Here is a 13,414-nt window from a genome sequence, read left to right as displayed (position 1 = left end):
CTCCGCACAGAGATGAGACGACCGCGCCGCCGTGACGTGGGACCCGGTGATCGATCACGACTGTCTCACGGTTCGCGGGGACGGGAGTGGTCACAGGTCCGGGCGGGGGAGCGAGTGCGTACGCTGCCGGGATGAGTGATCCAGACTATCTGCACCCTTTCGTCCTGCCGGTCGACGACCGCCCGATCGAGCGGCACGGCCCGGTCGAGCTGTACCCGCCTGACGCGGCGGAGCCCCGGCCGGCGGTGGTGATCGTGCACGGCGGGCCCAGCCCGGAGGCGCTGCGGCCGAGGCCGCGCGAGTGGCCGGTCTACCGGGGGTACCCGCTGGTCGCCGCGGCCCGGGGGTTCGTCGGCGCCGCGATCGACCACCGCCTGTACGACCCGGCGGGCTACCCGCTGGCCGCCGCCGACGTCGCGGCCGGGATCGAGGTGATCCGTGCCGACCCCCGGGTGGACGGCGACCGCGTGGCGCTGTGGTTCTTCTCCGGTGGCGCCATGCTGATGGCCGACTGGCTGCGCACCCCGCCGCCGTGGCTGCGCTGCGTGGCGGCCACCTATCCGCTGATGGCCCCGTTCCCGGGCTGGCCCGTCGACCCGCGCTTCCTGCCGGCCGAGGCGGTCGCCGGCGCGGGGGCGCTGCCCATCGTGCTGAGCCGGCCGGGCCTGGAGGACCCGGCCATCGCCGCCACCGTCGACACGTTCGTCGCGGCCGCCACGGCCCGCGCGGCGCGGCTGGAGATCATCGACGTGCCGGACGGCCGGCACGGCTTCGACCACCTCGACCACACCGACCAGTCCCGCGCGGCCGTCGAACGCGCCCTCACCCTGGTGCTCGCCGAACTGTCGTGAGGAAACACGCCACAGGCCGCCACGACCGGTACAGCAGGCTGTAACCGGAATCCGGTGGCGGCCTGTATACCGCGCGACGTCCACGCTGCGGAAATATTCGGGCATGCCCCCAGACACGAACAGAACCGTGCGGACTTTTCTCCGCCGACATCCCATGGCCGGGTTCTTTCTCCTCGCCTACGGCCTGAGCTGGCTGGCCTGGCTGCCGTACGTGCTTTCCGCGGACGGGCTGGCGGTGTTCCCATTCCGCTACCCGATGGTGCTCGGCACGTCGCAGTTCCTGGGCGTCATGCCGGGGGCGTATCTCGGCCCCATATTCTCGGCGTACCTGCTGACCCGGCTTGTGGACGGGCGGCCGGGAGTGCGGCGGTGGCTGCGCGCGTTCCTCAGGTTCAGGGCCGGCGCGCGATGGTATCTCCTCGCCCTCGCCGGGGTGCCCGTGATCATGATGGCGGCGACGTTCGCGCTGCCAGGGGCGGCCGGCGCGCTGCGCCCGCCCGCCGCGCCCGCCCTTCTGGCGTTCCCGCCGATGCTTCTGGTACAGCTCGTCACCACGGGACTGGCGGAGGAGCCGGGGTGGCGGGAATACGCCCTTCCCCGCATGCAGGAACGGTACGGCCCCATGGCCGGCGCGCTCATTCTCGGGCCACTCTGGGCGGGGTGGCACCTTCCGCTTTTCCTCACCGGCTGGGGGACGGGCGCGTCGGTGCTCGGGACGATGGTGGAATTCCTTTTTTTCACCATGGTGCTCAACATCGTGGTCACCTGGCTCTTCAACAGCACGCGGGAAAGCCTTCCGGTCGTCATGCTCTTCCACGCCAATATCAACAATTTCGGCTCCGTGCTCTGGCCGGCGTTCTTTCCCGCGATCCCTGTGCTGGACAGCAGGTACCTGGTCGGATCGATCGGCTTCGGCGCTCTCGCCCTGGTGGTCGTCATCGCGACGCGTGGCAGACTGGGCTATCGAAGGATGGAGACATGCGCGAACGCTGGGCAGAGGTACGGCGCGGCAGCCGATATCTGCTGATCGTCCTGCTGGCGGCGGTGGCGACGACGCTCCTCCTGCCGGTTCTGGCCGCCGGCGCGATCTCCGCGGTGGTGTGCGGTCCCGGATCGACGATGTTCTCCCGGCTCCTGGCCGGCCTGCGATGGTGGGCCGGGTGGCACCGGCTGCGCGCCGCCGCGACGCTCGGCTTTTCCGTACCCGCGCGCCCGGCGGTCCGGTTCCCGCCCCGCGGGGTTCGCGTGCGGTGGCGGCTGCCGCTCGACGACGCGGAGACCGGGCGGGACCTGCGCTGGGCGCTGTGGCAGGTGGGGGTCGGCGTCCCCGCGGGGCTCGCCGCGCTGGCCTGCGTGGGCGGGGCGGTGTTCCCCCTGGTGGGGGCACCGTTGTGGTGGGCGTTCCCGGAGCCGCAACGGTTCCTCGGCGTTCCGGCGATCGGGTGGGGCACCGCGCTGGCCACAGGCGCGGCGCAGGCCGTCGTCGCCGGGGCGGTGTCGTGGTGGGCCGTGCCGTGGCTGGCGCGCCTGCACGCGCGCGGCTGCCTGGCGGCGCTGGCGCCGTCGCCCGAGGAACGGCTGACCGAGCGGATCGGCGAACTGGCCGAGAGCAGGGCCGGGGTGCTGGACGCGCATGCCGCGGAGTTGCGCCGCATCGAACGCGACCTGCATGACGGCACGCAGGCCAGGCTCGTGGCCATCGCGATGCGGCTGGGCCTGGCCAGGGAGTCGCTCCCCGGCGAGGCGGACGCGCTGGCCACGTTGCTCAAGGAGGCGCACGAGGGCGCCGAGGAGGCCATGACCGAGCTCCGCGATGTCGTCCGCACGATATATCCGCCGATCCTCGCCGACCGGGGGCTGGCGGGCGCGGTGTCGGCGCTGGCCGCGCGGTCAGGGATCCCCGTCCAGGTGGAGCTGGGCGAGCTCGGCGGGCTGCCCGCGGCCGTCGAGACGTGCGCCTACTTCATCGTGGCCGAGGCCCTCACCAACGCCGCCAAGCACAGCGGCGCCGGCAGGGTGCTGGTCAGGCTGACCCGGCGCGACGACCGGTTGCTGATCGAGGTGACCGACGACGGGACAGGCGGGGCGGACGAGGGTTCGGGCACCGGCCTGGCCGGCGTCCGCCACCGGGCGACCGCCCTCGACGGGACCGTTCTGGTGTCCAGCCCGCCCAGCGGGCCCACCGTCATCACTGCGGAGCTACCGTGCGCGTCGTGATCGCCGAGGACAACGTCCTGCTCGCGTCGGGCCTGGAACTTCTTCTGGGCAGCAGGGACATCGAGGTCAGCGCCCTGGTCACCGAGGTGCCCGCACTGCTGGACGCCGTGGAACGGCATCGGCCGGCCGTCGTGATCGCCGACGTGCGGCTGCCCCCGTCGTTCCGCGACGAGGGCATCAGGGCGGCGCTGGAGCTGCGGCGCAGACATCCCGGCCTGCCCGTGCTGGTGCTGTCGCAGTACGTGGAGAAGGTGTACGCCCGCGAACTGCTCTCCGGCGGCACCGGCGGCGTCGGCTACCTGCTCAAGGACCGGGTGAGCCGGGTGGGCGAGTTCGTCGACGACCTGCGCCGGGTCGCCGGGGGCGGCACGGTCATCGATCCCGAGGTCGTCGCCCAGCTCATGGGAGCGGGCGGCCGGAACGCCGTCCGCTCCCTGAGCGACCGGGAACGCCAGGTGCTGGCACTGATGGCGAGCGGGCTCGGCAACACCGAGATCGGTGAACGCCTGTTCATCACGGACAACGCCGTGCACAAGCACATCGGCAACATCTTCGGCAAACTCGGCCTCCCGACGACCCACACCGGCCACCGCCGCGTCCTGGCCGTACTGGCCTACCTCGACGTGGGCTGATCGGCGGCTCAGACGTCCTTGACGGGCGGTGGTGACGGGGTCGAGGCGGTCATTCCTCCAACGGTATCGTTGAACCGATCGGCCGGGGCGGTGCGGCCGGGCACGGCCGTACCGGAGGTGCCGCGATGATCGAGCGGAACGTGCTGGATCTGCGAGACGCCAGCGAGACGCAGGTCGCGATCGTCGGCGGCAAGGGCGCGAACCTGGGGGAGCTCTCGCGGATCGACGGCGTCCGGGTGCCGCCCGGCTTCTGCGTGACGACGGACGCCTTCCGGCAGGTCATGGCGGACGCGCCGTCGATCGACGATCGGCTCGACCGGCTGTCGCGGCTGAACCCCGGCGACCGGGAGGCGATCCGCACGCTCAGCGCGGAGATCCGCGAGATCATCGAAGGGATTGCCATCCCCGACGATCTCGCGGCGGCGATCACCCGCGTGCTCGCGCGGCACGGCGAGCACGCCGCCTATGCCGTGCGGTCCAGCGCGACGGCGGAGGACTCGCCGACGGCGTCCTTCGCCGGCCAGCAGGACACCTACCTGAACGTCGTGGGCACCGCGGCGATCCTCCGGCACGTCGGCCGGTGCTGGGCGTCGCTGTTCACCGAGCGGGCCGTGACCTACCGCCTGCGCGACGGCTTCGACCACCGGAAGGCCGGCATGGCCGTGGTCGTGCAGCGGATGGTCCTCCCGCACGCGGCCGGCGTCATGTTCACCGCCGACCCCGTCACGGGCGACCGCAGGGCCGCCACCGTGGACGCCGGCCTCGGCCTCGGCGAGGCCCTGGTCTCCGGCCTGGTGAACCCCGACGTCTACAAGGTGCGCGACGGCGAGATCGTCAGCAGGGCGGTCGCCGCCAAGGAGCGTGCCGTTTACGCCTCGCCGGACGGCGGGACGCGGGTACTGCCGGTCGACCCCCGGCGGCAGGAGGTGCCGGCGCTGACGGACGCGCAGGTCCTGCGGCTCGTACGGCTCGGCCGGCGGATCGAGGCGCACTTCGGCCGCCCGCAGGACATCGAATGGTGCCTGGTGGAGGACGACTTCCACATCGTGCAGAGCCGGCCGATCACCACGTTGTTCCCCGTCCCGGAGATCGGCGACCGGGAGAACCACGTCTACGTCTCCGTCGGTCACGGGCAGATGATGACCGACCCCATGAAGCCCTTGGGGCTCTCCATGTGGCGGCTGACGGCCCTGGTGGCGATGCACGAGGCCGGCGGGAGGCTGTTCGTCGACGTCACCCGGCGCCTGGCCACGCCCGCGAGCCGCGCCGCGCTCCTGGACGTCATGGGGAGAGGCGATCCGCTGGTCAGGGACGCCCTGGAGACCGTGCTCGACCGCGACGGTTTCGTCCCTTCGCTCCCGGACGGCGGGCCGCCCGCCGGTGGCCCGCCGTCCGGTGGCGCGGCGCCCGCTCCGATCGAGACCGATCCGGCCATCGTCACCGAGCTGATCGAGCGCAGCCGGTCGTCCGTCGCCGCCCTGCGGCGCGACATCCGGACGAAGAGCGGGCCGGCGTTGTTCGACTTCCTGCTGGAGGCCTTCCAGGAGCACAAGCGGGCCCTCAGTGAGCCGGTGAGCGTGCAGGCGATCATGGCGGGGATGGAGGCCACGTGGTGGCTCAACGACCGGATGCTGGAATGGCTGGGCGAGAAGAACGCGGCCGACACGCTCACCCTGTCCGCCCCCGACAACGTCACCTCGGAGATGGGCCTGGCGCTGCTCGACGTCGCGGACGTGATCCGTCCGCGCCCGCAGGTGGTCGCGTTCCTGCAGGGCGTTCTGGACAAGGGCGTCCAGGACAAGGACGTTCTCGACGAGGGCTTTCTGGACGAGCTGCCCGAGCTCGCGGGCGGGGCCGAGGCGCGTGACGCCATCGAGGCCTACCTGGGACGGTACGGCATGCGCTGCGTCGGCGAGATCGACATCACCAGGCCGCGCTGGAGCGAACGCCCCGCCACGCTCGTGCCCGTGATCCTGGACAACGTCAGGCTCTTCGAGCCGGGCGCAGCCGAACGGCGCTTCCGGCAGGGGCGGCAGGCGGCCGAGGAGAAGCGGCGTGACCTGCTGGAACGCCTGCGGGCCCTGCCGGACGGCGAGCGGAAGGCCGCCGAGGCCGAGCGGATGATCGACCGGGTCAGGACCTTCATCGGGTACCGGGAGTACCCGAAGTACAGCATCGTCAGCCGCTACTTCGTCTACAAGCAGGCCCTGCTGGCGGAGGCCGAGCGTCTCGTACGGGCCGGCGTGCTCCGCGAGAAGGAGGACATCTTCTACCTCACGTTCCAGGAGCTCCACGACGTCGTGCGTACGAACCAGGTGGACGACCGGCTCATCCGGCGGCGCGAGGCCGCGTTCCGGTCGTACCACGCGCTCACCCCGCCCCGCGTGCTCACATCGGACGGCGAGGCGCTCACCGGGGCGTACCGGCGCGACGACGCACCGGCCGGTGCCCTGATCGGCCTGCCGGTCTCCGCCGGGACCGTCGAAGGGAGGGCCCGCGTCATCCTCGACATGGCGGAGGCCGATCTGGAGGCGGGCGACATCCTGGTCACGGTCTACACCGACCCCAGCTGGTCACCGCTCTTCGTCGGGATCACGGGCCTGGTGACGGAGGTCGGCGGCCTGATGACCCACGGCGCGGTGATCGCCCGTGAGTACGGCCTGCCGGCCGTCGTGGGCGTGGAGCGGGCCACCCGTCTGATCCTGGACGGACAGCGCATCCGCGTCCACGGAACCGACGGGTACGTCGAGATCCTGCCTTGACCGGAAGGCCCCGTTCCGAGGTTCACGCAGGCTGTGTCGGTGCGGGAACTGGCGGAGGTGTTCACTCCGCCGGCCGGTGAGGTGGAGAGGTGGCGGCCGAGGCGATCCGTAAGGCGGCTCAGGCAAAGACACCCCCGCCGACTTGATCAACGTGGCATTAGATGAGCTCGTCCGCGCGCAGTGCGAGCTTCCCGGCTACTCGACGCTGAACGAGCTGACCAAGCAGATCCGCACCGAGGTGAACCGCGGGTTGTTCACGCGGGTAGCAGGCCGGGGCGGAGCTGTCGAGACGATGGCCGAGCGCGCCGAGCGGCTGGTGCTCAAAGCTGGAGCAGGGGGGCGGCCTGGATGCGCTGGCGGCCGCGCATGAGGCGGTGTCGGCCCACCACGGCAACAACTACCTGCCGCTGCTGGACCAGCACTACCGCTCGCACCGTTCAGCGATGTTCATCCTGGTGGAGTCGATCCGATTGGAGTCGACCAACGCCGACCGCAGCGTCCTGGACGCGGTGTGTTGGCTAGGATGCGGCTTCGGGTACTCGGATGATGGGTGAGAATCGGCCGTTGAGGGGCTTGGTGAAGGTGAAAGCGGTGTCTTTGCCTTCTGAGGCGATCCGTACCTTGGAGCCGTCGGCGAGCATCGTGGCCGCCCCCTGGAGGTGGAGGTTCTTGACGACGAGCCTTGTTCCGGTGGGTCTGCCGAGGACCGTCACGTACAGGGTGCCGTTCTTCTGGGTGAAGGTCACCGGCAGGCCGGCCGTCGTGGTCGCCTCCGCCTGACGCCAGGGCCGCGTGTCAAAGGTGGCTTCGCCCGCGGTGTCGAGCCATTCGCCCATGCCGCGCAGGCGGCTCAACTGCTCCGGGACGAGAACGCCTTCGCCACCGCTGGGACCGACGTTCAGCAGCAGGTTGCCGTTTTTCGCCACCGCCCTGATGAAATCGGGCAGGAGCTGCTGTTCCAGGGAGGCGTGGTCGGCGTCGGTCTCCTCGCGGTTGTATCCGAACGAGTTGCCGATGCCACGGACCATCTCCCACTTCTTCCGCTGTGTGGTCGGGTACTGGGTGTACTCCGGTGTGGTGAAATCGCTGTGCGGCACCGACGGTTGCGTGATGTTGGATGTGGTCAGTTCCGGCTTGTACTTGATCGCTTGCTTCATCAAGATGTCGAACGCCGAGCTCATCGGCCTGAGGCCCATGACCCGGTGCCAGAAGCCGGTGGTGGTCCAACGGTCGTTGAGGACGCCGTCGGGAACCGTGTTGTAGTAGTCGGCCATGAGCGCGGACAGGCGCTTCTGTCCAGTTGGCCAGAGGATGTCGTTCCACAGAAGGTCGGGCTTGTACCGCTGGATGAGCTCGCGAACCTGGGCCATCGCGTAGTCGGCGTAGTCCGCGCCATAGGGCAGATACGCGTAGTCCCCGAGGGTTCTGACGATGTGCCGCTGAAAGGTCCAGTCCACACCGCCCGAGTAGTACACGCCGAACTTCATGCCCAGTTTCCGGACCGCGGCGGCGAGTTCACCGACCAGGTCGCGCCGGCTGTGCCAGTCGGCTTGGTGCGGATTGGTGACGTCGGTAGGCCACAGCGAATAGCCGTCGGCGTACTTCGCCACCATGACCACGTATCGCGCTCCGGCGTCGTGGAATGTCTTCGCCCACTCGTCGGCGTTCCACTTCGCCACGCCCGCGTCGAACTGTTCCTTGAAGTCCTCATACGGCTTGGCGCCGTAGTGTTCTGCATGGTGTCGGCCGGTCGGCGAGGTGGGGTCTTTCATGGCGTTCTCGTAGTCCTCGGCGTACGGATGCGAGACCATCGCGTTGTCATAGTCGGTCTTCAACACCTGAGCGAAGGTGCCCTTCGGGGCGAAGCCCGGGACCGAGTACAGACCCCAGTGCACCATGATGCCGAGCTTGGCGTCGGCATACCAGTCGGGGACCTGGTGGGAGTTCAGCGACTCCACCGTGCCCCTATATGGCCCGTGAGTGGTCATCGCCGCCTTCCGGTCGTCGACGGCCTGCCAGATCGCTGCGGCGGCGAACATGCACACAGTGACCAGCATCGCCAGAACACCAACGATGGCGATGCCCGAGCGCCACTTGTGCCGGCGCATGGCGAGGCCAAGTCGCCGCAGCCGTCGACCGGACTCTTGAGGCGCCTGGTCGGCCCCTCGCATCTCAGTATCCTGCGACATGCCACTCCCTCCGGGAGAACGGCTCGTTGACTCGTCCTTGAGTCCTGACCGCTTGGTTAGTTAAGCTACCATGCGGTCAGATGAATGGCGATGGATCGGAGACTTGAGCGTGAACCCGTCGAACGTGGCCGGCTCCACAGGACCGGCCGACCGATGACGCCGACCAGGGACGGCCGAAAGCGCACCTTTGTCGAGGAGGCACGACGACGGCAGATCCTCGCGTGCGCCGTCGACCTGATCGCCGAACACGGTTACGCCAACGCCACGCTCGCCCGCATCGCGGAACGGGCGCACATCTCCAAGGCCGCAGTGCTGTACCACTTCGACAACAAAGAGGAGATCCTCCGGCAGGTGCTGACTGAGACCCTCGATGAACTCACCGCGCAACTTGCCGAGGCGCTGAGTGCCGCCGCCTCGCCGCCCGATGCCATCGCCGCGTACGTCCACACACTCATCGCGTACATGGCCGGCCATCCCGCCGGCGTCCGGATCCTGGTCGAAGGCCTCGCGTCGACCGAACTCGTCACGGGCACCAACATGCGTACCCAGCCTGAGCGATGGAGGATCGTGGCGGACATCTTCGCCCGGGGACAGCAGAGCGGAAGCTTCAGGGATTTCGACACTCACACCGCTGCCATCTGCCTCAACGGGGCGATCGACGCGATCGCGTCGGAGATGCTGGCCAACCCCGACTATGCCCCGCTACCGGCAGCCGAGTCGCTCGTCGATTTCACCCACCGCGCGACGCTCGCCACCGGCTACTAGGGCGCGTGTCGAGTCGTGGATCAAAGAACTGACCCGCACGCCCAATGAGCACAGTTCGATACGCGCCGGTGTCCTGGCAATCACGAGCTGCCGGCGACTGCCGGCCGCCGGTCCAGTCGTCGGCCAGCGCGGCCAGGGCGTGCACGCCGGCCAGGCGGACGGCGGCGGAGTCGTTGCCGAGTTTGTCGCCGGCCTTGTCGAAGCGTTCGGCGTGCAGCTTGGCCTGCTTTCGGCTCTCCCCGGCCTCGGTGACCCGTTGCTTGCGGTAGGCGACCACCAGGGCGACCACCCCGCCGACCCCGGCCACCACAACGACGCGCGCCTGACCGTACGCCGAAACAGATCTCGTCTGTGAATGCCCGCGCCCGCCGCTCTACCCCCGCGTACCGATGGTGACTTGGCAGGTCAGTTAAGGGGGCGCCCGCGGGGATGGGCCCTGCGGAGGAGGTGAGCGGTCCGGAACCGGGCCCTGCGGAGGAAAGGGAAGTGGCCGCACGCCCGAAGCGGCGCGGGGCCGGCGTGGGTGATCGTGGGAACCATGCCGGATACCCCAGCTCCGCCACAGCCCGCACCGCACTCCCCGGACGCCTCCGTCGCGCCGCATTCTCCGGACGCCTCGGCCGCGCCGCATTCCCCGGACGCCTCGGTCGCGCCGATCGCGCCGGTCGCGCCGGTCGCGCCGAAGCAGCGGATCTCCGCGCTCGACGCGCTGCGCGGCTTCGCGCTCTGCGGGATCATCTTCGTCAACATCCCGCAGACCATGGAGATGTTCGCCTACGCGGGACAGATGCCCACCCCGCTGCGCCTGTTCTTCCTCGGCCGGTTCTATCCCATCTTCTACCTGCTGTTCGGCGTGGGCTTCGGGATCTTCCTGCGGTCCGCGCGGAGACGCTCCGAGCGTCCCCGGCTGCTGCTGGTCCGGCGGTTCGCCGCGATGGCCGTGCTGGGCGGCGTCCTGCACCTGCTGCAGCCGGGGGAGGTGCTGTTGCCGTTCGCCGTCACCGGGCTGGTCGTCCTGCTGCCGCTCAGCTACGTGCCGGTCCGGGCCCTGCTCGCGGCCGGGGTGCTGCTGCTCGTCGCCGGGGTGCTGGCCGGCGTCGGCGGCCTCGGGCTGCTGCCCGGCCTGTTCGCGCTCGGGTTCGCGCTGGCCGAGCTGCGGGTGCCGGAGGGCCTGCCGGACGCCCGCGGCCGACTGCTGCTCACCGTGGTCGTGGCGGCCGTCACCGCGCTGGCGGCATACGGGGTCATCACGCTGGGCGCGCCGGACGTCGCGCAGATCAGGCTCGGCATGGTCCTCTCGCTCGCCACCGCCGCGTTCTACATCGCCGTCTTCCTGCTCCTGCTGCGGACCAGGGCGGGCGCCGCGCTTTCGTGGGTGCTGGCCCCGATGGGACGCATGGCGCTGACCAACTACTTCACCGCCGCTCTGCTGTTCGTCCCGATCGGGACGGCACTCGGGCTGCGCGGCTCGTCGCAGTGGGGCCTGGCCGTGCTGCTGGGCGTCGGCATCCTGACCGCGCAGGCGGTGGTGAGTAATCTGTGGCTGCGGGTGTACGGCTACGGCCCGCTGGAATGGGCGTGGCGGTGCGTCACCTACTGGCGGTGGCTGCCGATCCGCGGTTCCGGTGACGGTGCGGGAGGGCGTGCGGGCGCATGAGGTGGTGGATCGAGGCGACGGCGCGGCTCGGGGTCCGAACGCCCGAGGGCCGCGACGCCGTCGCCGCCGCGGTCCTCGCGGTGCTCAGCCTGGCGAGGCTGCTGCTCGTCTTCACCCACGAGGAGGCGCGCGCCGCGCTGGCGGCGCTGCCCGCGTGGGCGGTCGCCTGCGGCTACCTGCTGGCCACCACCGACCTGGCCACCATCGCCGTACGCCGCAGGTGGCCCGTCACCGCGCTCGTGGCCGCGACGGTGGTCCCGCTGCTCGGGGCCGTGCTGCCGACCCGTCCGCCGCTGCTCGGGATCGGCGTGGTGGTGTGCGCGTACACGGTCGCGAGCCTGCTCCCGCCGCCCCGTGCGGCCCTGGTCGTCGTCGCCTCCTGCGCCGCCCACCTGGTGGGCGGGCTGGTGGTCACGGCCGCAGGCGGCGACGTCGGCGGGCTGCTGACGTTTTGGGGCGTCGCTCCCGCGGACGTCCCGGCCATGGCGGCAGCGGCAGTGGCCGCCTACTCGTCTCCCGCCCTCGCCGGGCTGCTCGTGCAGGCGCGAAGGGCGGCCGCGGCCAGGACCGAGGCGCGCATCGAGCGTGAGCGCGAGGAGCGGGCCAGGGCCGCCGTGGCGGAGGAGCGGGCCAGGATCGCCAGGGAACTGCACGACATCGCCGCCCACGACCTGTCCGCGATCGTCGTCCAGGCGGGCGCCGCCGACCGGCAGCTCGACCGCGACCCCGAAGCGGTCCGCGCGACGCTGCGCGCGATCCGGGAGCAGGGCCGCGAGACGCTCACCGCGCTGCGCGCCCTGGTCGGCATCATGCGCGAGGACGACGCCGGCACCGGCGTCGGGCGGGTCCCGACGCTGGCCCGCATGGAGGAGACCGTGCGGCGCTCGCGCGCGAGCGGCATGACGGTCGAGACCCGCACCCGGGGCGAGCCGCGCCCGCTGCCGCTCACCACCGACCTCGCGGCCTCCCGCCTGCTGCAGGAGGCGCTGACCAACGCCCGGCGGCACGCGCCCGGCGCCACGGTCACAGTGCTGACCGTGTTCGGCGACCGGACCGTACGCCTGACCGTGCGCAACACCGCCCCACCGCACCCACGCGGCACCTCTCCCGCCACCGGCCCGCCCCCCAGCAATGGTCGGCCAGCCGAGCCGTCCCCCGGCGGCGGGCGGGCGGCCGGTGGTGGGCGGGCGGCCGGTGGTGGGCGGGCGGCCGGTGGTGGGCGGGCGGCCGGTGGTGGGCGGGCGGCCGGATCGTCCCCCGGCGGCGGATTCGCCGCCGGACCGTCCCCTGACGGCGGGCGGGCAGCCGGACCGTCCCCCGGTGGTGGGCGGGCAGCCGGACCGTTCCCCGGTGGTGGGAGAGCCGCCGGACCGTTCCCCAGCGGTGAGCGGGCGGCCGAGCCGTACCCCGGCAGCGGCTACGGTCTGCTCGGGATGCGCGAGCGGGTGCGGCACGCGGGCGGGAGCCTCGTCGTCGGTCCACGTCCCGACGGCGGATGGCAGGTCGCCGCCGACTTCCCCGTGGCCGCCGACTTCCCCGTGGAGGAACGGTGACCATCAGGGTCGTGATCGCCGACGACCAGGCCGTCGTCCGTGCCGGATTCCGCACGATCCTGGAGTCGGAGCCCGACATCGAGATCGCCGGTGAGGCCGCCGACGGTGCGGCGGCGGTGCGGATCGCCACGCGGCTGCGACCCGACCTGGTCCTGATGGACGTGCGGATGCCGGTCATGGACGGCATCGCCGCCACCGCCGAGCTCGCCGGGCTCGCCGTCGAGAACCCGATCACCGTGCTGGTCGTGACGACGTTCGATCTGGACGAGTACGTCTTCGACGCGCTGCGCGGCGGGGCGCAGGGCTTCCTGCTCAAGGACATCGAGCCCGACCAGCTCGTCGAGGCCGTCCGGATGGTCGCCTCCGGGCAGGGCCTGGTCGCCCCGGCGGTCACCCGCCGCCTCATCGCCGAGTTCGCCCGCACCACCGGCCGAACCCGCCGCCCCGGGCCACCACCCGGCCTGACCGGCCGGGAACGCGACACCCTGGCGCTCCTCGCCCGGGGCCTGTCCAACCTGGAGATCGCGCGCACCCTGGCGGTGAGCGTCTCCACCGTCAAGACCCACGTGGCCGGGCTACTCTCCAAGATCGGCTGCCGGGACCGCGTCCAGGCGGTCATCTACGCCTACGAACACGGCGTCGTCGAACCGGGCGGGTAGATGAGCAGCCGGACAGCAGATCTCACCAGCCGACGTCAGCCGGCACCGGCCGAGATGGAGATCGACGTCGGCGGGCCGCGACGCGGATCGGCAGGGACAGCGCTCCCCCGGTAGGAGGTCCGAGGCCGG

Annotated in this window: 13 protein-coding genes; 11 read left to right on the top strand and 2 right to left on the bottom strand. The window is 71.3% G+C overall.

The genetic code is table 11. The features are described 5' to 3' along the window. The first annotated feature begins 131 nt into the window (after positions 1-131). The 7 genes from NYZ98_RS01385 (at position 132) to NYZ98_RS01355 (ending at position 7,016) form a co-directional block, all read left to right on the top strand. The gene (locus tag NYZ98_RS01385) at positions 132-851 is read left to right on the top strand and encodes an alpha/beta hydrolase (protein WP_262840570.1); all 720 of its coding nucleotides are present in this window, start codon (positions 132-134) and stop codon (positions 849-851) included. Positions 852-978: 127 nt separating this feature from the next. After that, positions 979-1,878 (top strand): CPBP family intramembrane glutamic endopeptidase, encoded by a 900-nt coding sequence (locus NYZ98_RS01380; RefSeq protein ID WP_262840569.1) that lies wholly within the window; start codon positions 979-981, stop codon positions 1,876-1,878. Then, positions 1,830-3,068, top strand: coding sequence for a sensor histidine kinase (locus NYZ98_RS01375; protein WP_262840568.1), 1,239 nt, complete (start codon positions 1,830-1,832; stop codon positions 3,066-3,068). The genes NYZ98_RS01380 and NYZ98_RS01375 overlap by 49 nt, the downstream gene beginning before the upstream one ends. Beyond that, positions 3,056-3,700 carry a LuxR C-terminal-related transcriptional regulator gene (locus NYZ98_RS01370; protein WP_262840567.1) on the top strand — a complete coding sequence of 215 codons (645 nt, stop codon included), beginning with the start codon at positions 3,056-3,058 and terminating at the stop codon, positions 3,698-3,700. Before NYZ98_RS01375 ends, NYZ98_RS01370 begins: the two co-directional genes overlap by 13 nt. Positions 3,701-3,825: 125 nt before the next feature. After that, complete coding sequence (gene rph / locus NYZ98_RS01365) at positions 3,826-6,462, top strand: rifamycin-inactivating phosphotransferase (protein ID WP_262840566.1); 2,637 nt, start codon at positions 3,826-3,828, stop codon at positions 6,460-6,462. Positions 6,463-6,613: 151 nt separating this feature from the next. Then, entirely contained in the window at positions 6,614-6,832 is a 219-nt protein-coding gene (locus NYZ98_RS01360; protein ID WP_262840565.1) for a hypothetical protein, read from the top strand. A gap of 4 nt (positions 6,833-6,836) precedes the next feature. Then, on the top strand, positions 6,837-7,016 hold the full coding sequence (locus tag NYZ98_RS01355; RefSeq protein ID WP_262840564.1) for a hypothetical protein: 180 nt from the start codon (positions 6,837-6,839) through the stop codon (positions 7,014-7,016). Here the strand turns inward: NYZ98_RS01355 and NYZ98_RS01350 are convergent. Then, positions 6,981-8,651: an alpha-L-fucosidase gene (locus tag NYZ98_RS01350; RefSeq protein ID WP_262840563.1), complete on the bottom strand. Its 1,671-nt coding sequence runs from the start codon at positions 8,649-8,651 to the stop codon at positions 6,981-6,983. The two genes, NYZ98_RS01355 and NYZ98_RS01350, sit on opposite strands and share 36 nt — an antisense overlap. Before the next feature lie 153 nt (positions 8,652-8,804). On the opposite strand from NYZ98_RS01350, the gene NYZ98_RS01345 reads away from it, so the two are divergent. Continuing rightward, positions 8,805-9,416 carry a TetR/AcrR family transcriptional regulator gene (locus NYZ98_RS01345; RefSeq protein ID WP_262840562.1) on the top strand — a complete coding sequence of 204 codons (612 nt, stop codon included), beginning with the start codon at positions 8,805-8,807 and terminating at the stop codon, positions 9,414-9,416. Here the strand turns inward: NYZ98_RS01345 and NYZ98_RS01340 are convergent. Then, complete coding sequence (locus NYZ98_RS01340; protein ID WP_262840561.1) at positions 9,382-9,705, bottom strand: hypothetical protein; 324 nt, start codon at positions 9,703-9,705, stop codon at positions 9,382-9,384. The genes NYZ98_RS01345 and NYZ98_RS01340 overlap by 35 nt on opposite strands. Positions 9,706-9,954: 249 nt before the next feature. Here NYZ98_RS01340 and NYZ98_RS01335 point away from each other — a divergent pair, with 249 nt between their 5' ends. The 3 genes from NYZ98_RS01335 to NYZ98_RS01325 are packed head-to-tail and all read left to right on the top strand — an operon-like array spanning position 9,955 to position 13,285. After that, on the top strand, positions 9,955-11,073 hold the full coding sequence (locus tag NYZ98_RS01335) for a DUF418 domain-containing protein (RefSeq protein ID WP_262840560.1): 1,119 nt from the start codon (positions 9,955-9,957) through the stop codon (positions 11,071-11,073). Next, the gene (locus NYZ98_RS01330; protein ID WP_262840559.1) at positions 11,070-12,626 is read left to right on the top strand and encodes a sensor histidine kinase; all 1,557 of its coding nucleotides are present in this window, start codon (positions 11,070-11,072) and stop codon (positions 12,624-12,626) included. The genes NYZ98_RS01335 and NYZ98_RS01330 overlap by 4 nt, the downstream gene beginning before the upstream one ends. After that, a complete protein-coding gene (locus NYZ98_RS01325; protein ID WP_456115244.1) occupies positions 12,569-13,285 on the top strand; it encodes a response regulator in 717 nt (238 codons plus the stop codon). Before NYZ98_RS01330 ends, NYZ98_RS01325 begins: the two co-directional genes overlap by 58 nt. Positions 13,286-13,414: the final 129 nt, after the last annotated feature.

The sequence above is a fragment of the Sphaerisporangium corydalis genome (assembly GCF_025506355.1).
Taxonomy (GTDB): Bacteria; Actinomycetota; Actinomycetes; order Streptosporangiales; family Streptosporangiaceae; genus Sphaerisporangium; species Sphaerisporangium corydalis.
Note: the sequence above shows the minus strand (reverse complement) of the source record. Positions and strands in the feature narration are given on the sequence as shown.